The 23268-nt window shown below is 58.2% G+C and carries 19 protein-coding genes; 16 read left to right on the forward strand and 3 right to left on the reverse strand.

Features of this window, described 5'->3' with window-relative positions; genetic code table 11:
• Window positions 1–44: 44 nt before the first annotated feature.
• Complete coding sequence (locus tag WG907_RS16835; protein WP_340234636.1) at window positions 45–1235, forward strand: amidohydrolase family protein; 1191 nt, start codon at window positions 45–47, stop codon at window positions 1233–1235.
• Between the two features lie 25 nt (window positions 1236–1260).
• On the opposite strand, the gene WG907_RS16840 is transcribed toward WG907_RS16835, so the two are convergent.
• Together WG907_RS16840 and WG907_RS16845 are read right to left on the reverse strand one after the other, a co-directional pair.
• Window positions 1261–2064, reverse strand: coding sequence for an enoyl-CoA hydratase/isomerase family protein (locus WG907_RS16840; protein WP_340234638.1), 804 nt, complete (start codon window positions 2062–2064; stop codon window positions 1261–1263).
• Window positions 2065–2264: 200 nt separating this feature from the next.
• Window positions 2265–3377, reverse strand: a complete 1113-nt coding sequence (locus WG907_RS16845) for a helix-turn-helix domain-containing protein (RefSeq protein WP_340234640.1) — start codon at window positions 3375–3377, stop codon at window positions 2265–2267.
• A 253-nt stretch (window positions 3378–3630) separates the two neighbouring features.
• On the opposite strand from WG907_RS16845, the gene WG907_RS16850 reads away from it, so the two are divergent.
• From WG907_RS16850 to WG907_RS16920, 15 genes are all read left to right on the forward strand, one after another.
• Complete coding sequence (locus WG907_RS16850; RefSeq protein ID WP_340234642.1) at window positions 3631–4500, forward strand: IclR family transcriptional regulator; 870 nt, start codon at window positions 3631–3633, stop codon at window positions 4498–4500.
• 71 nt (window positions 4501–4571) lie between these two features.
• Window positions 4572–4988, forward strand: coding sequence for a nuclear transport factor 2 family protein (locus WG907_RS16855; RefSeq protein ID WP_340234644.1), 417 nt, complete (start codon window positions 4572–4574; stop codon window positions 4986–4988).
• A gap of 312 nt (window positions 4989–5300) precedes the next feature.
• On the forward strand, window positions 5301–6527 hold the full coding sequence (locus WG907_RS16860; RefSeq protein ID WP_340234646.1) for an MFS transporter: 1227 nt from the start codon (window positions 5301–5303) through the stop codon (window positions 6525–6527).
• 221 nt (window positions 6528–6748) lie between these two features.
• On the forward strand, window positions 6749–7750 hold the full coding sequence (locus tag WG907_RS16865) for a zinc-dependent alcohol dehydrogenase family protein (protein ID WP_340234648.1): 1002 nt from the start codon (window positions 6749–6751) through the stop codon (window positions 7748–7750).
• 129 nt (window positions 7751–7879) lie between these two features.
• Window positions 7880–9043, forward strand: coding sequence for a thiolase C-terminal domain-containing protein (locus tag WG907_RS16870; protein WP_340234650.1), 1164 nt, complete (start codon window positions 7880–7882; stop codon window positions 9041–9043).
• Complete coding sequence (locus WG907_RS16875; RefSeq protein ID WP_340234652.1) at window positions 9040–9438, forward strand: Zn-ribbon domain-containing OB-fold protein; 399 nt, start codon at window positions 9040–9042, stop codon at window positions 9436–9438. Before WG907_RS16870 ends, WG907_RS16875 begins: the two co-directional genes overlap by 4 nt.
• A gap of 171 nt (window positions 9439–9609) precedes the next feature.
• On the forward strand, window positions 9610–11268 hold the full coding sequence (locus WG907_RS16880; protein WP_340234654.1) for an AMP-binding protein: 1659 nt from the start codon (window positions 9610–9612) through the stop codon (window positions 11266–11268).
• 241 nt (window positions 11269–11509) lie between these two features.
• Entirely contained in the window at window positions 11510–12667 is a 1158-nt protein-coding gene (locus tag WG907_RS16885) for an NADH:flavin oxidoreductase (RefSeq protein ID WP_340234656.1), read from the forward strand.
• A 157-nt stretch (window positions 12668–12824) separates the two neighbouring features.
• On the forward strand, window positions 12825–14123 hold the full coding sequence (locus WG907_RS16890) for an amidohydrolase family protein (protein ID WP_340234657.1): 1299 nt from the start codon (window positions 12825–12827) through the stop codon (window positions 14121–14123).
• A 267-nt stretch (window positions 14124–14390) separates the two neighbouring features.
• Window positions 14391–17885 carry an indolepyruvate ferredoxin oxidoreductase family protein gene (locus WG907_RS16895; protein ID WP_340234658.1) on the forward strand — a complete coding sequence of 1165 codons (3495 nt, stop codon included), beginning with the start codon at window positions 14391–14393 and terminating at the stop codon, window positions 17883–17885.
• Window positions 17878–18639, forward strand: coding sequence for an SDR family NAD(P)-dependent oxidoreductase (locus tag WG907_RS16900; protein ID WP_340234659.1), 762 nt, complete (start codon window positions 17878–17880; stop codon window positions 18637–18639). The genes WG907_RS16895 and WG907_RS16900 overlap by 8 nt, the downstream gene beginning before the upstream one ends.
• A gap of 10 nt (window positions 18640–18649) precedes the next feature.
• Complete coding sequence (locus tag WG907_RS16905; RefSeq protein WP_340234661.1) at window positions 18650–20380, forward strand: FAD-binding protein; 1731 nt, start codon at window positions 18650–18652, stop codon at window positions 20378–20380.
• A 58-nt stretch (window positions 20381–20438) separates the two neighbouring features.
• Entirely contained in the window at window positions 20439–20873 is a 435-nt protein-coding gene (locus WG907_RS16910; RefSeq protein WP_340234663.1) for a nuclear transport factor 2 family protein, read from the forward strand.
• A 49-nt stretch (window positions 20874–20922) separates the two neighbouring features.
• The gene (locus WG907_RS16915; RefSeq protein WP_340234665.1) at window positions 20923–21618 is read left to right on the forward strand and encodes a FadR/GntR family transcriptional regulator; all 696 of its coding nucleotides are present in this window, start codon (window positions 20923–20925) and stop codon (window positions 21616–21618) included.
• A 90-nt stretch (window positions 21619–21708) separates the two neighbouring features.
• Window positions 21709–22851 (forward strand): NADH:flavin oxidoreductase, encoded by a 1143-nt coding sequence (locus WG907_RS16920; protein ID WP_340234667.1) that lies wholly within the window; start codon window positions 21709–21711, stop codon window positions 22849–22851.
• On the opposite strand, the gene WG907_RS16925 is transcribed toward WG907_RS16920, so the two are convergent.
• Window positions 22845–23012, reverse strand: a complete 168-nt coding sequence (locus tag WG907_RS16925) for a hypothetical protein (protein ID WP_340234669.1) — start codon at window positions 23010–23012, stop codon at window positions 22845–22847. The two genes, WG907_RS16920 and WG907_RS16925, sit on opposite strands and share 7 nt — an antisense overlap.
• Window positions 23013–23268 lie beyond the last annotated feature (256 nt).

A 23268-nucleotide genomic window follows, 5' to 3' on the forward strand; every position in this document is an offset into this window, starting at 1 on the left:
GGATAAATTAACAGATACTCATGATCGCTGAGGCATAACAACCATTGAAGCGATCAGGCTTCCTTTCCTCGATTGGCAGGAGCGTTTGTCCCAGGGTGCAGGGCGCCATTCAAGCAATGTTCAATCGCTTCCGACGAGCTATCGACATCCGGCCCGCGCGGTTACAACCCAGGTCGACCCGGCGCGATCAAGGAGACGGACAGATGACGACGCGCAAGCAATGGCGGGATCAGGTCAACGAAATGGCCTTGGAGCCTGACCTACCGATTATCGATGCGCATCATCACATCTGGCTCACGCCACCCCTGGAACCGTGGGAAGCGTACAAGGTAGACGCAATAACGGCCGATATGGAAAATTGCGGCCATACTATCTTGGCCACCGTCTATACCGATTCCCACGCCCATTACCGGACAGATGGCCCGCAAGCCATGCGCGTCGTAGGTGAAACCGAATATGCCAACAGCGTGGCGGATGCGGCGCAGGCGCGTGGTAGCGCGGCATCGGGACTGTGCGCCGCTATCGTTACGCATGCGGACCTGTTGCTGGGTGCCGCTGTGGGCGATGTTCTGGATGCCCATATGGCTGCCTCCCAACGATTCAAAGGCATTCGTTACATGACGGCTATCGATCCCGACCTCCCGCCTGTCTATGGTGCGACTGAAGCGGAGATAATGAACCGCCCGATTTTCCGGGAAGGCGTCGCCGAACTGGTAAAACGCGGGCTGAGCCTCGATACATGGATGTTCCAGCCACAATTACCCGAGTTGTTAGACCTGGCGCGCGTAGTTCCAGACGCTAATATCATTCTCGATCATACCGGCGGGCCGCTTGCGATCGGACGCTTTGCCGGACGACGCGGTGAGGCTTTTGCTCAGTGGAAGCGCGACATGGCGCGCCTCGCCCAATGCCCCAACGTCTCGGTCAAGCTGGGCGCACTCAACATGACCCAGACGGGAATGGACGCTACCAAAGAGCAACAGCCGCATAGTTCGGAGGAAACGGCCCGAATTCAGCGCGACCATATATTGACGGCTATCGACCTGTTCGGGCCGGAACGCTGCATGTTCGAGAGTAATTTCCCTGTTGACATGCATGCTATTTCCTACACGCTCTTATGGAATGCTTTCAAGCGGATGACCGCCGACCTGTCCGCAGACGACCGCCACGCCCTGTTCGCGGGCACGGCAGCGCGAGTCTACAGGATGGAAGATGTGAGCGCCCTTGCCAATTAAGAGGTGGAGCCTGCGCGGACTTGGGTCAGCGTTTGCGCAAAGCTTCCACCGCCTGGCGTAACCCTTCGCCTGCCATCGATTCCATCTCCAGCGAGACGCCGAGTTCGAATGATTCGGCCATGCGAGCACGTGTCAGTGCCGCAAACGTGCGGCGTGTGCCATTGACGCCCTCGGGCGGCAGGGTGCATATCCGCTGCGCCAGCGCCAGCGCGGCCGGCAAAACGTCTTCAGGGCTGTCGGCAAGATCGGTTACCAAACCCAGTGCGAAGGCTTCTTTACCCGTCAGAATGTCGCCGGTCAGGAGGTAGCGCTTCGCACGTGTGATGCCGATCGCCTGAGACCATGCGAGCACGCCTCCATCGCCAGCTACAAGACCAATATTGACATGGGTGTCCGCAATCTTCGCACCTTTCCAGGCCACGACGATGTCCGCCATTACCGCGACTGTTGCGCCCAGGCCAATGGCGGGCCCCTGAATGGCGGAGATTATCGGCACAGGAAAATCGATAAGGCCGTTTAGCACGTTACGCGCGTCGCGCATCATTTGCGCCCGAATGTCCGCCGAGCGGTTGGCTTCCAGCATCTCATTGAAATCTCCGCCAGCAGAAAAGGCGCGACCGTCAGCTGAAAGCACGAGAACGCGCAATTTCTCGCCGATCGCCGAGAGAAAGCGCAATGCCGCGACAAATTCCTCATGCGCGGGCGCATCTAGCCGGTTGAGCAGGTCCGGCCGCGCAAAGCGGATTTCCGCGATGCCGTCTGTCAGATTCAATGCAAAACACGCATATTGCGGCATGACCATTCCGAGGCTCTCCAAAGTCCAGCTCATTCTTGAGCCATTACGGGGTCGGCGCCCGTAAAACTAGGCGAATGATTGACTGGTCGGGCACTGCCCCGCATGTCCAACTGCACGATGGAGAAAATCTCAGGCAATCTGCCAAATGAAGTGAAAACAGTAACTGAATACGTGCTTCAGGTTGTTCCCACTCCACTACAAATCGTCTCCCGCGAAAGCGGCGATCGCCTTCGTCAGGCAGCGCGCAAGATCTGCTCACCACGATCGTCTTCGCACACGGTCGTTGGCGAAACAGACCCCTCGATAGCGTTTCGGAATTCGCGTGGAGGACAGCCATAAGCGGCCTTAAACATGCGGCTGAAATGTGCAGCGCTCTTGAAACCGGACATGAATGCAATCTCATGGATTGGGTAACCGCGCGTCCCCGGCGCAACCAGCAGATCGCGGGCACGCGGCAGCCTGTTTTTCCAAAGCAGATCAGAAAAGGACGTGTTGTTCGCTTTGAGTACGTAGCACAGATATCGCGGTGAAATACCGCAGTTGGACGCTACCCGATTGTAACAAAGATCGGGATCGGATAGATTCATCAAAATATAATTCTCAATGTCGGCGAGCCGCTTGTCGACCAGGCTCTGCCGTCGGGAAATATCCAGCCCCTTAAGATCGATGCAGTCGGCCAAGGCCTCTAGCAGGCTCTCCGTCAGTGGTTTAGCTGTTCGCCTGCTAAGATTCTCACCCTCCTTTACTAGCAGATGCAGCATTCGCTGCACAACCTTGCCCTGAGGCGTTTCGAGACTGAACACGTTATTGACCTGCTCTGCTCCCTCCAAATGGGCGAGGAACAAATAAGCAGGAACAGCAAGCTGATAAGATTCGAACATTCCGTCGACGCCTGGCGTCATCTTGCAATGGAAAGGCGCGTCGGAATCGAGAATGCCCATTTGCCCCTTTTCGATGATTGACGACCCATTCGAACGGGAAATGGACAATGTGCCCTTGCTGATGAACCAGATAACTTTGAAGCCGACCTTGTTGCTGCGAATGTGCTGCCATGTTCGGCGATAGGACGTGCCGCAATTCAAAGCCAAGTAAGTAAGCGACGCCGGAAATGCGAGGGCCTTCTCGAAACAGAACTGAAGTTTATCCACATGGTCAGCGACGAACTCGCCGTCATAAAACTCCCTGGCCGACAAAGTGGCCCACTTTGCCCAAACTTCCGAAGTGGCATTCCCATTTGCGGAAAAAAGCGTTTGCATGACATACTCTCCATAGCGGTGGGCGATCTGTGCCGCTGCCCTTGCCGTATCGCCGCGCCGAGGTGGGTCCAGCCCGAATCGATAACCCATCGGCATTCTATCGGGAATGACTATTCCTCATCAGGAATGATAGGTCAATAGGAATGCGAATCTGTCCCAGGATGCAGTGTAGTGACCTTCGTTTCGCGTATCCCGCGTTGCAGCCGCGATCGAACGGGGAGAAACCGTAGGTCCTCCGAAAACGCTCTTGGTTCAGCGCCGCAATCGCAATTGACTGGAGTTGAACCAGGCGGGCGACAGTTTGACTTCTAAATCGTGATCTGATGACGTATCTGACTGCAATATGGGCTTGAAGCGCCGGCAGCCTTTAAATACATGTCACTATGAGGATTTTTTGGATAAACCTGCCCTTAACGCACCAGAAATGGAAGTAGCGCGCCGAGAGAAGGCCAGCACGGTTACTTACGCGATGTCGATCTTGCGCCTTCTTGCTGAACGCGAGCATGCGCTCGGCGTCAACGCGATCGCGCGGGAACTTTCGCTCGCTCCAAGCACCTGTTTCAAAATCCTCAAATCGCTTGTCGCAGAGGAATTTGTCGAAATCGACCCGTTTACCAAGGGATATTCGCTCGGCACTGCCGCCATCATAGTCGCACGCCGCGCGCTGGACCCTGCCCGCGCATTCACGACAATCAGGGGTAGGGTGGATGAGATGGCGCAGGCCTATTCCATAGCAATCGGGATGTGGCGGATGATTCCGCGCTCTCGTATGGTGCTTGCTGGCTTTGCCGAAGGCACTAATCAGATGCGCATCCATATGTCGGTCGGAAAGCGCCTGCCTGTGCTGATCGGCGCCGTCGGACGGGCGGTCGCAGCGGATATGGACCTGTCCCAGAAAGAATTGGAGAACGGTTTCAGGGCGCTACACTGGCAGGTTCCCATCTCATTTGAGAGCTATGCTGAAGAAGTCCAGTTAGCGAAGGTGAGGGGATATGGATATGATGAAGGTAACTTTTCGCCAGGGGTAAATACCGTCGGCGTAACAATCCTCGACGAACTTTCTGTTATTCGGTACGGTTTGTCAGCCGTCATGTTCAAAGGGCAACATAGTGTCGAAACAGTCGAACAAATAGGACGCGATCTGATTGCCCTTAAGGCATGGGCAAGCGCGCGCTTGTTTAGCAAGGCCATGTATCGGGTCGCCGTTGCCTGAACATGCAATTCATTGCGCCCCGGTGTCTATAGCCCCAAAAATGCCAATATATTAACATCATGAGGGCCAGGATGACGAGTAACGAAATGCTGAGCAACGCTGCACTTGCGAAACAGGCAGTCCTGTATCAAGGTGATAGGGACTTCGATGCCCTACGCACCATCTCCCATCCCGACGTCGAGCTTGATTTTCCTTATTGGCCGACGGGCGCCAAACAATTTGTAGGTGTCGACGCGATGATCGACCAGATGAGCGTGATACGGGTTTTCCAGACGTTCAAAATAGATATCGTCGATATATTCGATACCGGAGCGGATACGGTGATCGTGGAGGGCCGCTCTCACGGTACATATAAGAGTGGCCGTCCGGACTACCGAAACCATTATCTGTTCGCCCTCTCCTTTCGCGAAGGCAGGCTGACGCGGTGGCGCGAGTTCTTCAATCCACTCGAGGCCATGAAACAGAATCTGGGCGCACCGTCGAATTAGCGATTTTCCGTCCGATGGAATCATCTGATGACCCAGAAATCTCGTTACAACAAGAATCTAGAGCGGTTGATCCGATGCAACCGGATCGCACATCGCTCTGGATCCGTCATTTCCGGCAGATGTGCGAGTTTAGAGCGGACGAAGTAGTCGAGGCTGCGCACGATCGGCCCCGACGAGTTCGGCCCGGCCACCCGCTCTTACAGACATTGCGCGCTGCCTGTGCAGTTGTAGCCCCTTACTGACCAGATGATAAAAGAGTTGCTGCCAGCCCGAGCGCCAACCGCCGGAGCGAGCAGAACCGAGAGGAAAATAATGCGGACAGACCCACCCTTTTCCCGCTGGATGGTGGTCGGGCTTTGTTTCCTTTCACAAAATATGGCGATAGGCTTCACCTTCGGCTCTTTTGGACCGCTTCTTGTAAGCACCGAGGCCCAGTTCGGCATCAGTCGGTCAGCAGCCACTATGGGTATGAGCGTCCTCAATCTCGCACTGGGCGGCCTGGCTCCGCTGCTGGGCGGTTTGGTGCAGAAGTTTCCCATACGCTACACGATGTCTGCCGGAGCCCTTATCAGCGCAGTCGGCTATCTCGGCCTATCCATGCTGACCTACTATCCCCTCTCACTCGCGATGTTCGTGCTTGTGGGCGCAGGCGTATCGCTGTGTGGCGTTATAGGGCCATTGACGCTGATCAGCCGCTGGTTCCCGACCGGGCGCGCTACCGCCCTCTCTATCGTCAACCTGCCGGTTGCGTTGCTGTTGACACCTTATATCGTCGGCGCAACACTCCCTGATTACGGCCGCTCGGCTATTCTGGCCGCCGCTGCAGCCATATTTATAGTTCTCGCGGCCGTGTTCCTTCTACTTCGCGACCACCCCCAAACGTCAGCCCTATTGTCGCGCAGTCGCGACAATAGGGCTGACGGTTCACCGCACGAACCCACATTAAGCGCGCGTGATATACTCTCATCACGGCCTTTCTGGCTCGTTTCGCTCGCAATGGGACTGATGGCAGGTACGGGAACGATTTTTGTCGTGCACATCGTCCCGTTCGGCCTTGGAAACGGCATGGATATCCAGACCGCCTCGAAGCTTCTTTCTTTATATGCCGGGGCAGGCTTGCTTGGCGTTCTCCTGTACGGACGTGTCGCCGACTGGATCGGACCTGTAAACGCTTTTGTATCGACCAGCTTTTTTCAGATGGTGCTGTGGTCCGCACTGCTTGTCGCAGACACGCGATCTTTGTTCATACTATCCGCGCTTATGGGCGTAATGCAGGTGCCGATGTCGACGCTGCACGGCGCCGCGCTTGGCCGCCTGATCCCGGTTTCCAGTATCAGCCGCGCCATGGGTCTAAGCTACGCGATCAAGCTTCCCTTTACTTTTTCCTTCGCGGTAGGAGCGGCTCTCGTGTTTGAAATGAGTGGGAGCTATGTCTTGCCCTTCGCACTGACCACCGGACTTGTGGCGATCTGTTGCGGCCTGTTCCTGGCCGTTTCGCTGGACCTGAGGGCAAAACCCGTCATGGCAAGAACGAGCTGAAATTCGCGCGCATGCAAGCACTCAATATCCGAAAAGGGAACTGGCGGACGAGGTGATGGTCCTTCAAGGCTGCGTTTGGCTGGCCGTTCCAGGCGATCGTCTTTCATGCAGCGATGACCTCGAATGACCAGGGATTTGACTGTCGTAACCAGCATCCTTGACCGGGTATACCGATGCGTCAATGCAGGATGGAATGAAAATCGTTGCGAGAGGCATGAGAGATGAAGCGCGTAGAGGTTTCCGAGCCATCCACCATCGATACGCTCCATCTCGTTGAGCGGGACATCCCAAAGCCCCGCGCCAGCGAAGTGCTGATTCGCGTGCGGGCGAGTTCAGTCAACTTCCATGACTATCTGGTCGTCAGCGGCATCCTGCCTGCCAGGGCGGGCACGGTTCCCCTGTCGGACGGCGTGGGTGAGGTTGTCGAGACAGGCGAGGGCGTGACTCGCTTTGCCGTGGGCGATCGTGTTATGGGAGTGTTTTACCCCTATTGGATCGATGGCCCCGCGACGCCCGAAAAAGTGCGTGCGTCGCGCGGGGAACATATGGACGGCTTTGCATCAGAATATGTCGCCATCCATGCGGATAGCCTGACCCGCGCGCCGACGGGCCTGTCCGATGTTGAAGCCGCCACCCTGCCCTGCGCGGCTCTCACAGCCTGGCGCGCGCTGTTCGTCGAAGCATCGGTCAAACCGGGCGACCGGGTGCTTGTCGAAGGCACCGGTGGCGTTTCCATCTTCGCACTGCAGTTCGCCCGCATGGCCGGGGCCGAGGTGATTGCCCTCTCCTCCACCACGGAGAAGCTGGAGCGGCTGAAAGCATTGGGAGCCGCCCATGTAGTCAATTATAAAGACGAGCCCGAATGGGGTAAGGCCGTCCGCGATCTGACCGGCGGGACAGGCGTCGATCTAGCCATAGAGGTTGTCGGCGGCGATCTGAATCAGACCATGACCGCACAGAAGCTGGGTGGCAAGACGGCGCTGATAGGGGCGCTCAGCCGCCAGCCGATCGCCTATACGTCTATGATGGCGATCGTGGGCAACCGTTCCGTATCAGGCCTTACCGTTGCGAGTCGAGCCGATCAGGAGGACATGGTCCGCGCCATCGAAACCAATGGCCTCAAGCCGGTGGTGGACCGCGTCTTCACGCTGGAGGAAATCAGCGCGGCGTTCACCTATCAGGCGGGCAAGACCTATTTCGGCAAGGTCGCGCTGGCCTTCTGATCCGCATCGGCGAAAACTTGCTTGCAGCGGATTTGCCAAGTCTCCCTGCCTGCATCCGCACGATCGCCGCTATGCCGAAGCCTTCCGAGAAAGCATGCTGACGGACAAGTTAAGGGAAGAATGAACAATATGGCCGTCGCGATAGCCGCCACATATGAAATGGTGCCGGGCCGATATCCCGAACTGGACCCGTTCGACATGTTCCGGGCAGTGCTTAAGGGTGCCCTTGGCAGTTGGGGGATCGGGCCAAAGGATGTGGACGGGCTGCTGACCTCTCCCGCCGGTCAATCGGCCGGGGCCACCGATACCTATGTGCATGACAAGCTGGTGTCCGAGCTGGCAATTTATCCGCGCTTTGCCGAGACGATGTGCCTGGGCGGCGCGACCTTTGTCGCCATGATCAATCGCGCTCAACTCGCCATCGAGGCGGGACAGGCGAAGGCGGTGCTGTGCATCGGCGCGGGCAAATTTATGAAACCGGGCGACGGCGGGGCCGAGATGATGGCGAGGGTCATTAGCGAGTGCGACTTCGAGGTGCCCTATGGCACGTTCATCCCCGCACTTTACGCGATGATCGCGCAACAGTTCATGCACGAACGCGGTATTACGCGAGAGGATATTGCGCGTTATGCCGTGTCCGCGCGCAAATGGGCGCTGCTCAACCCGCGCGCGCTGATGCACGCCAAAGGGCCGATCGAGGTGGCTGACGTCATCGCGTCGCGCGCAATCGCGGAGCCGTTCCATTTTCTCGACTGCTCCATTCCGACCGACGGTGGCGGCGCGGTCCTGGTGACACACGCCGACATGGCTCGCGACATCGCCGCCCAGCCAGCCTATGTACGCGGTTACGGCGAATGCCATTTGCGCGGAACGATGAGCAATGCGGGCAACCTCATAGAAACCGGCGCGACCGTGTCCGGGCCGGCAGCCTTCCGGCAGGCGGGCATGACGCCTGCGGACATCGATGTCGTACAACTCTATGACGCCTTTTCCGCGACCCCGCTGATCCTGTTGGAGAATCTCGGCTTCTGCGCGCCGGGGGATTCCGGTGCCTTCGTTCAGTCGGGCGCGACCGATCCGGGCGGGATACTACCTATGAACACCAATGGAGGCCTGTTGTCCTTTGGCCATACAGGCGATTCATCGGGCATGTCGGTGCTCATCGAGGCGGCGCGCCAGACAATGGGGCAGGCGGGTCCCAACCAGGTGGAAAAGGCCAGCAGGGTGCTTGCCCATTGCTATGGCGGCATGATGTACGATCACACGACCCTGATCCTGGCGAGGGACGCATGAACGCGAAACCAAAACCTGATATCACCAGTCTCAATGTGCCCTTTTGGGAGGGCACGGCAAAGGGCGAACTGCGGATACAGCATTGCGATGCCTGTGGCGCCAATTTTCGCTTCACCCATCCCTGGTGCCCATCCTGCTGGACAGCCGATCCCGGCTGGACAGTGGCTAGCGGTGAAGGCGTCGTCGCCACCTATTCTGTTCTGCACATCGCGCCCTTCGCCGCGTTCGAGGACAGGTTGCCCTATGTCCTAGCGCTGATCGACCTGAAGGAGGGCGTGCGCATGATGGCCAACATCGTGGAGTGCGAGCCGAAGGATGTCCGCATCGGCATGCCTGTCCATGTGATATATGAAGACCGCGATGGAATAGCCCTACCCCAGTTCCGGCCAGCGTAACGCTGGGCCGGATATCGTGTGGCGAGAGCAGACCGTTTTGCCATCGCACAAGGGGTTCGCCAAGCTCGCGCTGCTATCTAGGACAATCCTTGATGCCGCCCCGGATCATGCCGACGGCCATTGCACAGTGTATGTCCGTCGAATAATCCTATGCATAATCAGGAGACATTGATGTCGAATGCCGCAGAGGGGCTATCGCCCTTTCCCTTCCCATCGGTGGACGACGATCGTTTCAGGGCTGGCCAGATGGATACGGTGCTTCATGCGCTGGAACGAGCCGTGGCGTCCGTGGGCGACAAGATATTCCTTGATATCGCCGGTGACCAGGTCACGTACCGGGAAATCGACCGCCGGGCTACGCGCATGGCCCACGCCTTTTCGAACCTTGGCGTCGCCAAGGGCGATACCGTCGTCACGATCCTGGACACGAGCGCCGATGTGATAGCAATCTGGTTCGCGATCAACAAGTTGGGCGCCATCTGGGTGCCGATCAACACCGCCTATCGCCATGAATTCCTCCGGCATCAGGTCTCCGACGCCGATGCGGCTATCGTAATCTGCGACTTGGCTTATCTAAATCGGGTCATCGAGATCGCCGACCAGCTTCCCGCCGCCAAACTGGTCCTGTGCCGGGACAATGGGCCTTTCCCTGATTGCGCCACGCCCATCCAGCGTTTCGACGATTATCGCGGCACGGACGAAACGCCGATCCCGATCACGGTTGCTCCACGCGATCTGGCTTGCCTGATCTATACATCGGGCACCACCGGAACTTCCAAGGCCTGCATGATCAGCCACAATTATATGTGCATGCAAGGTCGGCAACAGCGGCGGGCGGTGCCCGAGGCAGACGATGAATGGAGTTGGACGTGCCTTCCCCTATTCCACTCCTCCGCGGTCAACGTGGTGCTGGGTGCGCTGGTCGCGGGCCATCGCGTCGCGGTCTGGCCGCGCTTTTCCGTCACGAGCTTCTGGTCCGACATCGAAACGTCGGGCGCGGCCAATGCGACACTGATGGCCTCCATCTTCTCGCTTGTTGCGAATGCGCCCGACAATGAAGCCATGAAACGCTGCTATGGTCAGTTGAAGATGATCACCGGCCAGCCGGTCACACCCCCAATCAGGAAAATATGGGAGGAAAGGTTCGGCGTTCAGAGCGTTTCCTCATGGGCCTACGGACAGACCGAGGGTGCGCGGCTCACCATGACTTTACCTGACGAAGTGCCACCCGAAACGTGCGTAGGCCGGGCGGCAGACGAGTTCGAAATGCTGATCTTTGACAAAAATGATCAGCCACTCCCCGACGGGGAGGTTGGCGAGATCGTGTTCCGTCCGCGCTTTCCTCACGTCATGTTCGAAGGCTATTGGCGCCGCCCCGAAGATACCGCCAAGGTTTGGCGCAACCTGTGGATGCATACCGGGGATCTCGGTCGAATTGAGAATGGCTATCTGTTCTTCACCGATCGGCAAAAGGATTATCTCCGTTGCCGTGGCGAAAACATCTCCAGCTTCGAACTGGAAAAGACTTTTTCAGCGCATCCCGCGATTGCCGAAGTCGCGATCCATGCCATCGGCGCGCAGGACGCCGAGGATGAGATCAAGGCGACCATCGTCCTTAGGGAAGGAGCAAAACTGGCCGAGGATGAGCTTTGCTATTGGGCGATCGATGCCCTTCCCCATTTCGCTGTACCGCGCTTTTATGAGTTCCGGGCAGAACTGTGGAAAAATCCTACCGGCCGCGTGCTCAAATACAAGCTGCGGGAAGAAGGCGTGACCGGGACCACCTGGGACCGCGACGCGGCTGGCATCATCGTGCGCAGACGGCGCTAGAACTTTTCAAGCGAGTGGACCGCCATCGCAAAGCCTCCGCCTGCTGGCACGTAGAATGCGTTGCATCAAAAACGGGTAGGTCCCGCTCCGGGTCTTTGACTGTGGCGATCCAGAAAGCGTTTACAAGCGCAAAATCTTGGTTGTCCCAGCAAATAACATTGCGCGAAGGATCATCGCTATCGCGACGCTGCGAATGTATTTGTGAAGGCGATTTGGGCCGATGCCGCTAATGAAAGGTATGATGATTTTGGACAAGACGATCGACATGGCGGCCCGCATAGAGGGCCTGTTCAGGCCGTTTGACCACGGCTCGCTCCATCTTGAGAACCGGATCGTCATGGCGCCTATGACGCGATGCTTTTCGCCAGACGGCGTTCCGGGGGAAGATGTCGCCCGCTACTATCGTCGCAGGGCCGAAGGGGGCGTGGGCCTGATCATCACCGAGGGGACATGGATCCCTCATCCCAGCGCGTCAAATGAGCCCGACGCGCCGCGCTTTTACGGCGAGGATGCACTAGCCGGGTGGAAACGTGTCGTCGATGGCGTGCATGCTGCCGGCGGCAAGATGATGCCCCAGTTATGGCATGTGGGCCAGACCGTCAAAACCATCGTCGAGGGCGTATATAACGACGAGGACACCGGCGTTTCGCGACAGGTTGGCCCGTCCGGTTATGTCGGTGGAATAGGCGTGCTGCCCCGCCTTGCCGACGAACCCGCCACCCAGCAGGAAATTGATGAGGTGACAGCAGCTTATGCACATGCGGCAAGGTCGGCCTATGAGCTGGGTTTTGATGGCGTCGAACTGCACGCTGCCCACGGATATTTGTTCGATCAGTTCTTCTGGAACGCGACGAACAAGCGCGACGACATTTATGGCGGCGACATCGCCCAGCGGACCCGCTTTGCCGTCGATGTCGTTCGCGAGATCCGCCGCGCCACATCTCCAGACTTCCCTATCGTCATGCGGATTTCTCAATGGAAGCTGCATGACTATCGCGAGCGGCTGGTACACTCGCCGGACGAACTGGCGCGGTTCCTGGCACCGCTGACCGACGCGGGCGTCGACATGTTTCATTGTTCCCAGCGTCGTTTCTGGGAAGGCGAATTTGGCAGTGATCGCAATCTGGCCGCTTGGGTGCGCGAACTGTCGGGCAAGCCCTCGATAACCGTCGGCTCCGTGACATTGCAGCACGATCTGATGGCCAATCTGAAGGGCGACGCCAACCAAGCCGCGCCCAATCTGGAGAAGTTGCTCGACATGTTTGAACGCGGCGATTTCGACCTTGTCGCGGTGGGTCGATCGCTGCTCGCAAATCCGGACTGGCCGGCCAAGATACGGGCGGGTGCACTGGACAAGCTGGAACCCTTTACGCAATCCGTTCTTACGAAGCTTGATTGACCATGGCTTGGTGCTGCCCTGCTGGCTCACGTCGGGGGCGGGCCCGCCGACCAGGTCGGGCAGACCTTGGCGAAGGTCTCCTAGGAGCAGTTGGAGCGACTGGGAAATCAGGTTAAAACAAAGATCTAGAGCGGTCGGATATCGAGGAATGGCACAAATGCAATCCCGCATGATCTTTACCGGGGTACATCTCTATGACGGGCATGGCGGCCGCGCCCGGCACGATGTTGCGGTCGTTGTTGAAAACAGAATGATTTCCGCCGTCATAGAACAAGGGGATGTCGGGCCGGGCCAACAGGTCCGTGTCAACGGCATGGCGATGATGCCCGGCATGACGGTCGGACACTGGCATGGCGAGTTTGCCGACATTGGCCCGCCCTTGTTCAGCTATGGCCGCGCAGGAACGTTTATTGGAACGGAAAAGCCTCCGATCGTTCTGGCGCTCCAGGCCGCGAATGCGCTGCGCTACGCGCTGCATTCCGGCGTTCTTCGGGTCATCTCGGCGTCCTGCTCCAACGACATCGACGCGCAGTTGAAGCTGGCGCTGGCGGACGGCCTGATCGAGGGGGCCGACATTACGCCATGCAGCCGGCACGTGCTCACGACCGGCGATCAGGAAGATCGCGGGCATTGGTGGGCCAATGACTATGGGGATGGCTTGCGGCGGATCGGCGGCAATATATTCGTGGACGGGCCGAGCGCGGTGCAAAAGGCCGTGCGCCAGGAAATTCTGCGCGGTGCCGACATCATCAAGACCTATCTCGATGGCGGCCACGGGCTTGAATGGACGAGCGCGTATCGATCGCTGTTGCCCGAGGAGTTCGCGGCCTTGGTGAGGGCCGCGCATGAGCGGGGAAAGAGGGTCCGCGTTCATGTCACCAACAAGGAATCCATTCTGCGCTGTGTGGCGCTGGGCGTCGATATTCTTGACCATTGTGACTATATCGATGAGGAGTGCATTGAGGCGATGGCAAAGGCCGGTACGTGGTTCGTGCCAAGCCCATTGTTCGGTAAACTGGCCAGTAGTGCCGCACGCGGACTGCCACTTAATCCCGAAGATCCTACGGATCGCTCCTGGCTGAATTTGGTCGCGATGCTGCGCAAGGCGGACGATGCCGGCGTGCGAATCGTGCCGGGCGATGACTATGGGGCGCAGGGCATGGCCCATGGGCTAGGCGCTTATGCGCGCGAACTCGTCCTTTATGTCGAGGAATTCGGCATTTCGCCCGAAAGAGTGATCGGCTGGGCCACGGGCAACGGTGCCGACATGGCCTTGGTAGGCCAGGTTACCGGCACTATCGAACCCGGAAAAGCGGCCGACCTTATCCTGGTGGCGGGAGATCCGGCATTGGACATGACCCTTCTTCAGAATCCCACGAGCAATATCCCGCTCATCCTGCGTGCCGGAAAGCCGGTGAAGAATCATATCGGGGCCGACTTCGCGGCGGCAGGATAGGACGAATTCAGCCTCACCGGCCGCGCGCGGCCCGTCTCCTGCAACCAATTGCAACCAATTAGCAAGACAACGGAAGCCGGGCCTCTCTAGAAATCTTGCCGTAACGTCGCCACATAAGTGCGGCTTGGGACAAGTTGGAGGAATTGGAGCCTTGCTTTGAAACGCAATTGGTATCAATTGGGAGGAATTGGTTCAATCAACGAGGCTGACAAGCAGCAAAGCTGATGGGCCGGCAAGACCCGGACACTGTAGAGATGTGAGGACAGAATGACGATACAGTTCCCGCCGCTGAGGCCGGTATCCATTGACGACAAATATCGACAGGCGCGCGGCCGGGTCATGATGACGGGCATCCAGGCGCTGGTCCGGTTACCCATGTTGCAGCGGGAGCGGGATCGTGCCGCAGGTCTGAATACGGCCGGCTTCATCTCGGGCTATCGCGGCTCGCCTCTGGGAGGCTATGATTTGGAGTTGTGGAAAGCCAAAAAGCATCTGGAGGCGAATGATATTCTATTCCAGCCGGGTGTGAACGAGGACCTCGCAGCGACAGCAGTCTGGGGGACGCAGACGCTAAACTCCCTCCACCGCCCTAACAAAGATGGTGTGTTCGCCATCTGGTACGGCAAGGGGCCCGGTGTGGATCGATCGCTCGACCCGATCCGTCACGGTAATATAGGAGGAACTCTTCCCAACGGCGGCGTGCTCCTCGTGGCGGGCGACGATCATGCGGGCAAGTCGTCCAGTATCGCGCATCAGAGCGAAACCGCTTTCATCCATGCGGGAATACCCGTCCTGGCACCGTCGAGCATTCAGGAAATGCTGGAATATGGGCTGCTCGGCATCGCCATGTCCCGCTATACCGGCCTTTATACGGGTTTCAAGGTTTGCAACGAACTGGTTGAGCAAACGTCGACCGTGGAACTGCCTGATCTCGATGCGCTGCCATCTCTTCCTGACAAGGGTGAGTTGCCGGCAGTCGGTATCTACAATAACCCGAGTGATCGGGATCGCATGCAGTCCGAAATAGTGGTCAAGCGCTACCGAACACCGCTGATTGCAAAATTTGTCCAAGCCAATGGTCTGGACCGAACTGTACTTGTGTCTTCGCAGCCGCGGTTTGGCATCCTCACCGGAGGAAAGGCCTATCATGATGTCGTTCAAGCACTGCGTCTGCTGGAACTGGATAATGATAACGCAGCAGCGCTGGGCATAACCGTACATAAGCTGGGGTGCATATTCCCGCTTGAGCCGCGTGGGCTTGCCCATTTTGCAGGCAGCGTCGAAGAAATGCTCGTTGTCGAAGAAAAAAACCCGGTAATCGAGGACCAAGCCAAGACCTTGTTGTATGGCAGATCCGGCATGCCCCGCATTGTCGGGAAAGCGGACCCCGACGGGGCACCTCTGATTCCCTCAGATATTCAGTTGGAACCAATCCGGCTGGCCGTGACGATCGTCGGAAGATTAAAAGCGCTCGGCCTTGCAGACAACGCGATGCTTTCACGCGCAGACATGCTGGAACGGCAGGCCATATCCAGCAAGCTGCTCAAGACTTCCGATCTAGTGCGCGCACCCTATTTTTGCTCCGGCTGCCCGCACAGCACCGGCACGCGCTTTCCCGAAGGCAGCCTAGCGGCCGGCGGCATCGGCTGCCACGCCATGGCCATGTATAGCGGCCCAGAGATGCTGACGACGACGCACATGGGCGGTGAAGGCGGCCACTGGTACAGTGTCGGGCACTTTTCGGATGTTCCGCACATTTTCCAGAATATGGGCGACGGCACCTATTATCATTCGGGACTGCTGGCAATCCGCGGCGCCATTGCGGCAAAGGTCAACATGACCTTCAAGATTTTGTACAATGATGCCGTGGCAATGACTGGCGGACAGCCGGTGGATGGCCCGTTAAGTCCGGGAGACATCAGCCGACAACTGCTGGCCGAAGGCGTTCGCAAATGCGTGCTGGTGACGGATCGTCCCGACCTGTACGAGAATAACACCCTCGCGGACGGCGTAGCGGTTCACCACCGCGACAATTATGATGAGATTCAACGCGAGATAGCCAAGGAACCAGGCGTCACCGCGATCATCTATGAGCAGACCTGCGCGGCCGAGAAGCGCCGCCGCCGCAAGCGCGGCAATTTCCCCGATCCGGCCAAACGCATGTTCATTAACAGCGCAGTTTGCGAAGGATGCGGCGATTGTTCGGTGAAGTCGGACTGCGTAAGCGTCTGGCCCAAGGAGAGCGAACTGGGACGCAAGCGCCAGATCGACCAGTCCAATTGCAACAAGGACTATAGTTGCGTTAAAGGCTTTTGTCCAAGTTTCGTTACGGTGCTCGACGCGCAGCCGCGCAAGCCTGCAGCTGCCGATCTCGCCGGGATCGACATGGCGGAGCTGCCCTCCCCTGCCATCGTCGATGTTGAAGACAAGGCATTTAACCTCATAATTTCCGGCATCGGCGGGACCGGTGTCGTGACGATCGGCGCGCTGCTGGGAATGGCGGCACATCTCGAACAGCGTAGCTGCTCCATCTTCGACATGACCGGCCTCAGCGTGAAGAATGGCGCGGTGTACAGCCATCTGCGGATCGGCAATGCTAACGCCGAACTCGGCTCTCCAAAACTCGGTGTTGCGGAAGCAGACCTAGCGCTTGCCTTTGACACCGTGGCGGGTTTGTCCAGCGAACCCGCCGTCACCTATTCGCCGGATCGCACGCGGATCGTCGCTAATTCCTATCTCATCCCTGTCGCCGCCTTCCAGCGCAATCCTGATCTGGCGCTCGACAGCGGCGGGGCCATCCGTGACCTCAAACAACGCGGTCTTGAACTGGATGTCGTGGATGCGACCAGCCTGGGCGAAGCCTTGCTGGGAGATGCCATTGCCGCCAACCTATTCATGCTGGGCTATACCGCGCAGAAGGGAAAGCTGCCGGTATCGGTGGCATCGATCGAACGGGCGATCGAGTTGAACGGGGTTGCGGTTCCGTTCAACAAGCAGGCTTTTGGCCTTGGTCGCTTCTATGCCGTCAATCCCGACGCCATCATGAAATCCGTAGACCGGGATGTTGATGTACGTCCAGTGCGCCTCACCGCTTTCACCGACATTCGCGCGCATCGCATCGGGCTGCTCACGGACTACCAGAATGCGGAATGGGCCGATCGCTATGCGCGTGTGGTCGACATGGTCGCGCAGGCGGAGCAAAAGGTCCGCCCTGGCAGCGAGCGGCTGGCGAATACCGTCGCCCGGACCTTCGCGAAGCTTATGAGCTACAAGGACGAATATGAAGTTGCGCGCTTGCATTTGAGCGCCGATTTCGCACTCGATCTCGAACGCGCCTTCGAAGGCGGAGCCAAGCTACGCTATAATCTCGCGCCGCCGATCTTTTCCAGGCGTGATGCTCGAACGGGCGAGTTGCAGAAACGGGAGTTCGGGCCCTGGGTGCGCGTCGCCTTCCGGCTGCTCGCGCCACTCAAGAGGCTGCGCGGCACCTCGCTCGACATCTTCGGCTATACAGCCGAACGGAGAAGCGAACGCGCGCTGATCGACCATTATGAACAGTTGGCCAATCGCGTCGTTGCCACCCTCACCCCGGACAATATCTCCCTAGCGGTCGGCATTTTGGGCGCCGCCGATAAAGTACGCGGCTTCGGCCACGTGAAAGAGCGCAACCTCGAAGACTATCGACTCCGAGAAGCTGATTTGCTCACGGAATATGAAGGTCGCTCGAAAAAGCAGGAAGCGGAGGTGGAGGAATATGCCTGAACTGAATAACAAGGTCGCGCTCGTCGCCGGCGGTAGTGGTGGGATCGGGCTGGCGATCGCCCGCAAGTTCGTGGACAAGGGCGCGACCGTTTACCTTACGGGGCGCAACTCCGAAAAGACCCGTGCAGCGGCGCAGGATTGCAGCGCCCGGCCGATCGTGCTCGATGTCGTTGACGAAGCGGCGTGGGCCGCCGCGATGGCCGATGTCGAGCGACAGGCGGGGGTGCTCGACATCCTTGTAAACGCCATGGGTCAATGCGAAGCCGGCAGCGTAGAGGATACGTCTACAACCGATTTCCGTCAGCATATGGCCGTTAATACAGAAGGCGTATTCTTCGGCTGTCGGGCCGCACTCCCCCTGCTTGGCAAAAGCGGAAAGGGCAGCATCGTCAATATCGGATCGATCATTCAGGCCAAGCCGACGGGCGGGATGCTGGCCTACGCTGCTTCAAAGGCGGCGATGGTAGCGATGAGCAAGTCGATCGCGCTCCATTGCGCGAATATCGGATCGGGAATCCGCGTCAATATTGTCCATCCCGGCGGCATCAAGACCGACATGCTCGACCGGTTCGTCAGGGAAATGGACATGCCGGAGGAAGACGCTTACGCGTTATGGCGACAGACTCACCCGCTCGGGCGTTTTGGCACCGCTGAAGAAGTGGCCGAGGCAGCGCTTTATTTCGCTTCCGACGCATCCGCATTCACGACCGGCGCCGAACTATATGTAGACGGCGGCGCTTCAATCCGGCCTTAGGATGTCAGATATGGAAAAGAGCTTTGATGTTGTCGTCGCAGGCTCCGGTGCCGCCGGCTTTGCAGCCGCCACGCGCGCGCTGAGCCTGGGCATGAGTGTGCTGATGGTCGAAAAGGAGCATCAGTGGGGCGGGACGTCCGCTTCTTCGGGCGGAGGCGTCTGGATTCCCAACCATGGCATCGCCGCCAATGGCGACAGCCGCGAAAAGGCGCTGACATATCTGACGGCGGTGTCCTGCGGGGCCGTAAGGCAGGAACGGCTTGAGGCGTTTATCGACAATGGCGGGAAAATGGTGGCTTTCCTTCAGGAAAACGGAGTCCGGCTACATGTTCTGGACGGCTATCCTGACTATTTCCCAGATGCCCCCGGCGCGCATATCGGCCGATCCCTTTTCCCTTATGAGATCGACGCGATGGAGGTCGGCGAAAGTGTTCACACCATGCGCGAAGCGCCAGTGCGGGGCAAATTGTTCAATCGCTATGCATTCGGCCTCGATGAAGCATTTGCGCTCGCGACCCGTGCGCGGGGCTGGCAGAAAGTCATCGTCAAGATCTTCATGCGCTATTGGCTTGATCGCGGGTGGCGCAAAAAGACGACGCGCGACCGGCGGCTGACTATGGGTAACGGGCTGATCGGCGGCATGCGCAAGGCCTTCAACCAGCTAGGCGGCGAGCTGTGGCTCGGTACAAGTATCGAAGGACTTGAAATTGAGGACGGCCGGGTCAGCGGGGTCACGCTGAAGCGCCATGGCCGGCAATTCCAGGTGGAAGCGTGCAAGGGTGTTATCATCGCCGCGGGCGGATTCGAATGGAATCAGGAAATGCGTGATCGCTATTTCACCGTTCCTACACCTGCCCACTGGAGCAGTTCGCCCGAGCGCGCGAACGACGGCCGCGCCACGCTTGCGGCGCAGGCGATCGGCGCCGACGTCGAGTTCATGGAAACCGGCTGGTTCATTCCCAGCATGCTGATGCCTACCATCGGTGTTCCCAACACCGAAATGACGCACCAGATGTCGTTCGATCACGGGCGTCCACACAGCGTGTGCGTCAACCGCAACGGCGTCCGCTTCGTCAAGGAAACGATCGCCTATGACCGGTTCGGGCTGGCAATGATCGAGGACAATGAGAAGAGCGGTGCCAACATTATCAGCTGGCTGGTGTTTGATAGCCAGTTCCGCGAGAAATACAGCGCCGGGGGGTTCATGCTGAATGCGATCATGCCGGATGGAAAGGTACCGCCCCACTGGTGGGACCATTATGTCTATCGTGCAGAAAGCATCGATGAACTCGCTCGCAAGATCGAAGTCGATCCCACGGCGCTAGCGGAAACTGTCGCGCGGATGAACGAATATGCGCGCACAGGCGTCGATACAGAGTTCGGCCGCGGTAACGACGACTATGACCGTTTTCTGGGTGATGCACGGATCAAGCCTAACAACTGCCTCGCGTCGATCGACAAGCCGCCCTATTACGCGGTGCCCATCATATTGGGTGACATGGGGACCAAGGGCGGTCTGAAGGCTGATGGCCGCGCGCGCGTTCTGGACGGCCAGGGCATGCCTATTCCCGGCCTCTATGCTGCTGGGAACGCAGCAGGCTCTCCATTTGGCATATGCTATCCGGGTGCTGGCGGAACGATCGGGCCGGCAATGACGTTCGGGTTCATCGCCGCGAACGATATCGCAGTTGCGTCGGCTGACCATCCGTTTAGCGAAAAAATCGCAAGCACAGTCAATTGAAGGCTGTGCAAAATCGATGCCGATGGCATCATTTTCGGGTAGCAGAAGGGTTCGTGAAATGGCTGTGCAGGGGCATTCACCCAATTCCAGGCTTGCTTTGCGGGCGATCGAAATCGCCAGTACGCGCGAACTTGATGGGTTCCGCGACGTTTGCGCGCCAGATGTCGTGTTAAGCTTCCCCTTTCACCCCAACGGCGCGGAAACACACCATGGCGTGGAAGAGATGATCAAGCAGTTCAGCGTGGAAAAAGCTTTTCAGACTTTTAGCCTGGAAGCCGTCAACCTTTACGACAATGGCGAGGTGATCGTCGTCGAAGGCCGTTCTCATGGCACTTACAAAAGCGGTCGCCCCGATTACCGGAATCACTATATTTTCGTGATTCAGTGCAAGGATGGCCGCATCACGCATTGGAACGAATTCTTCAACCCGCTGGAAGCGATGAAGCAAAACTATGGAAAGCCAAAGCCGGAGAAGGCTGTGCACGACGAGTGACCCGGGTACCCCCGGATTACGAGGCGGGCCTGTAGCAGAAGGTGGTCAGATGCTGGAAATCCCAAGGGAAAAAGCCGTGCGTGCTTCCGAATTAATGTCGACATTTCACGACTGTATAAAAAATGGCCAATGGAAGCCCGGCTACCAGTTGCCCACCGAACGTGAGCTGGAAAATAGTTTAGGCGTTTCCCGGAACGCCGTTCGCAAATGTTTAAAGGAACTCGAACGACAGGGTCTGATCACACGGCATATCGGCCGGGGCACTTTCGTGGCGGACGCCATTGAAGCGGTGCATGATCACGTGGAGCCGATGAATCGCATTCTGGGCGCGGGACCATTGGAAGTCATCGAAGTACGATTGCGAATAGAGCCTTGGGCGTCGTCGCTCGCCGCCACACGGGCGAGCCTTTCCGATCTGGATAGTATTTGCGAATATGCGCGCAAGGCGGAAGCAGCGATCGATCTGCCGGGGTTTGGTGCCTTCGACGAGCATTTTCACGCCGCCATCGTCGAGGCTGCCAAGAATGAATTGCTGACCGGATTGTATCAGATCGTGAATCAGGTTCGTCATCAGGAAGCATGGAAAAAGATCAATAGCAGAGTCGCCATTCCAGAAAATCGCGAAGTGTATCACAGTAACCACCGCGATTTGGTTGAGGCGCTATGTGATCGAGATCCCGTGCGAGCGCACGACGTTTCGCTCAGCCATCTTCTTACGGTGAAAGCGCACCTGCTCGGCGAGTAAGATATAGGACCCATCGCGCAGGCGCGGTCTATGGAATTTGGCATATTTGACCGGACCCGCGTTCGGATGACGTCACAAAAGGAGAATATGGTGAGAGATCGTCTCTTTGATCCGCTTACGATACGGGGGGTCGTCGTGCCCAACAGGATCGTCATGTCGCCGATGACCCGCGGCTTCAGCCCGAACGGCGTTCCGACAGCGCAAGTCCTGGATTATTATGAACGGCGCGCGCAGGGCGGCTGCGGTCTCATCATTACCGAAGCGGTGGGCGTGGATCATCCGGGAGCACTGGGCGATGCTGGCCTCGGCGAGGACAATATTCCTGTCCTGCACGGCGACGCGGCGCTGGCTGGCTGGAAAGCGGTGGTCGATCGCGTCCATCACCATGGCGGCAAGATCGTGCCCCAGTTGTGGCATCAAGGCGCAATGCGTCTCCCGGGCACCGGTCCCTTTCCTGATGCTCCGGTCATGACGCCTTCAGGTATATGGGGGCCGTTGGGGCGGATGACCTCGATCACCCCCAACAAAATTCCCGCTGACCCCGCCCTTGGCGCGCCGATGACGGAAGCAGATATCGAGGCTGTTCTCAATGCCTTTGTCCATAGCGCGGTCAACGCCGTCGCCGTTGGCTTCGACGGTATCGCGATACATGGTGGCCATGGCTATCTGGTCGACAATTTCTTGTGGGAAGAGACCAACCAACGCGATGATCGCTGGGGTGGCGACCGAAAACGCCGCAGTGCCTTCCCGGCCGAATTGGTACGTCGCATTCGAGCGGCGATTGGCCCGAACCTTCCCATATTCTTCCGGTTTTCAGACTGGAAACAGCAGGATTTCCGCGCTCGACTGGCCAACAATCCCGGCGAGCTGGCCGAGGTTCTGTGCCCACTGGCCGAGGCAGGGGTTGACGTTTTTGATGCCAGCGTGCGTTATTTCGACAAGGCCGCTTATGACGGATCGGCAATGAACCTGGCCGGCTGGGCGAAAAAGGTTACGGGCAAGATGTCTGTGGCAGTGGGAGGCATCGGCATCAACAAGGGGATGTACGAGAGTAGTCAGGGCGTTGCGGCCACCGACAATGTCGAACTGCTGCTCGCCCGGTTCGAGCGCAACGAATTCGACCTGATCGCTGTCGGCCGTGCTATTCTAGGCGATCCCGCCTGGGCAAATCGCATAGCAAAACGGCAGATTCCGGATCAGTTCGACCCTGCCCGGCTTGATCGTCTCTATTGACCCCCGATCAGATAGATGCTCGGCAGGCGCTCTTTCGGCATCACCTGGCTGACGGCGCGCAATGCCGGGGTGGCAGGCCGGCGACAAAGATTACGATTGCAGCGATTTTCAACATGGACCAGGCCTGCCATGGCCATGGCTTTAACGAGCGTGCTACTCATGGGGAAATCGCCATCACCGGCCTGGGAGGGGCGCGTGCTGCATGATGCTGGCAAGCGCTATGGGGAACTCAACTCAACCCTCAGGCGATTCCCCATGCGTGTTGCCTATTCGCTGTTCAGGCAAACTTGACCACCCCTGTAGATATGGACCCACCAAACAGCGGGCCCCATCATGCACAAGGGCGACGCTCGCATTTCCGGATCGTTCCCTGATAGCGCGGACCGTTTTGGATTGCAGATCGGATCGAACAAAAAG

It is taken from the genome of Sphingobium fluminis (assembly GCF_037723805.1).
Taxonomy (GTDB): Bacteria; Pseudomonadota; Alphaproteobacteria; order Sphingomonadales; family Sphingomonadaceae; genus Sphingobium.

Coding starts and splice junctions, on each gene's coding strand:
- WG907_RS16845 (WP_340234640.1), bottom strand. CDS start 3,377: ATGGGTTATCGATTCGGGCTGGACCCACCTCGGCGCGGCGATACGGCA.
- WG907_RS16880 (WP_340234654.1), top strand. CDS start 9,610: ATGTCGAATGCCGCAGAGGGGCTATCGCCCTTTCCCTTCCCATCGGTG.
- WG907_RS16865 (WP_340234648.1), top strand. CDS start 6,749: ATGAAGCGCGTAGAGGTTTCCGAGCCATCCACCATCGATACGCTCCAT.
- WG907_RS16910 (WP_340234663.1), top strand. CDS start 20,439: ATGGCTGTGCAGGGGCATTCACCCAATTCCAGGCTTGCTTTGCGGGCG.
- WG907_RS16925 (WP_340234669.1), bottom strand. CDS start 23,012: ATGAGTAGCACGCTCGTTAAAGCCATGGCCATGGCAGGCCTGGTCCAT.
- WG907_RS16875 (WP_340234652.1), top strand. CDS start 9,040: ATGAACGCGAAACCAAAACCTGATATCACCAGTCTCAATGTGCCCTTT.
- WG907_RS16900 (WP_340234659.1), top strand. CDS start 17,878: ATGCCTGAACTGAATAACAAGGTCGCGCTCGTCGCCGGCGGTAGTGGT.
- WG907_RS16855 (WP_340234644.1), top strand. CDS start 4,572: ATGACGAGTAACGAAATGCTGAGCAACGCTGCACTTGCGAAACAGGCA.
- WG907_RS16860 (WP_340234646.1), top strand. CDS start 5,301: ATGCGGACAGACCCACCCTTTTCCCGCTGGATGGTGGTCGGGCTTTGT.
- WG907_RS16890 (WP_340234657.1), top strand. CDS start 12,825: ATGCAATCCCGCATGATCTTTACCGGGGTACATCTCTATGACGGGCAT.
- WG907_RS16895 (WP_340234658.1), top strand. CDS start 14,391: ATGACGATACAGTTCCCGCCGCTGAGGCCGGTATCCATTGACGACAAA.
- WG907_RS16915 (WP_340234665.1), top strand. CDS start 20,923: ATGCTGGAAATCCCAAGGGAAAAAGCCGTGCGTGCTTCCGAATTAATG.
- WG907_RS16885 (WP_340234656.1), top strand. CDS start 11,510: ATGATTTTGGACAAGACGATCGACATGGCGGCCCGCATAGAGGGCCTG.
- WG907_RS16905 (WP_340234661.1), top strand. CDS start 18,650: ATGGAAAAGAGCTTTGATGTTGTCGTCGCAGGCTCCGGTGCCGCCGGC.
- WG907_RS16870 (WP_340234650.1), top strand. CDS start 7,880: ATGGCCGTCGCGATAGCCGCCACATATGAAATGGTGCCGGGCCGATAT.
- WG907_RS16850 (WP_340234642.1), top strand. CDS start 3,631: ATGGGCTTGAAGCGCCGGCAGCCTTTAAATACATGTCACTATGAGGAT.
- WG907_RS16840 (WP_340234638.1), bottom strand. CDS start 2,064: ATGAGCTGGACTTTGGAGAGCCTCGGAATGGTCATGCCGCAATATGCG.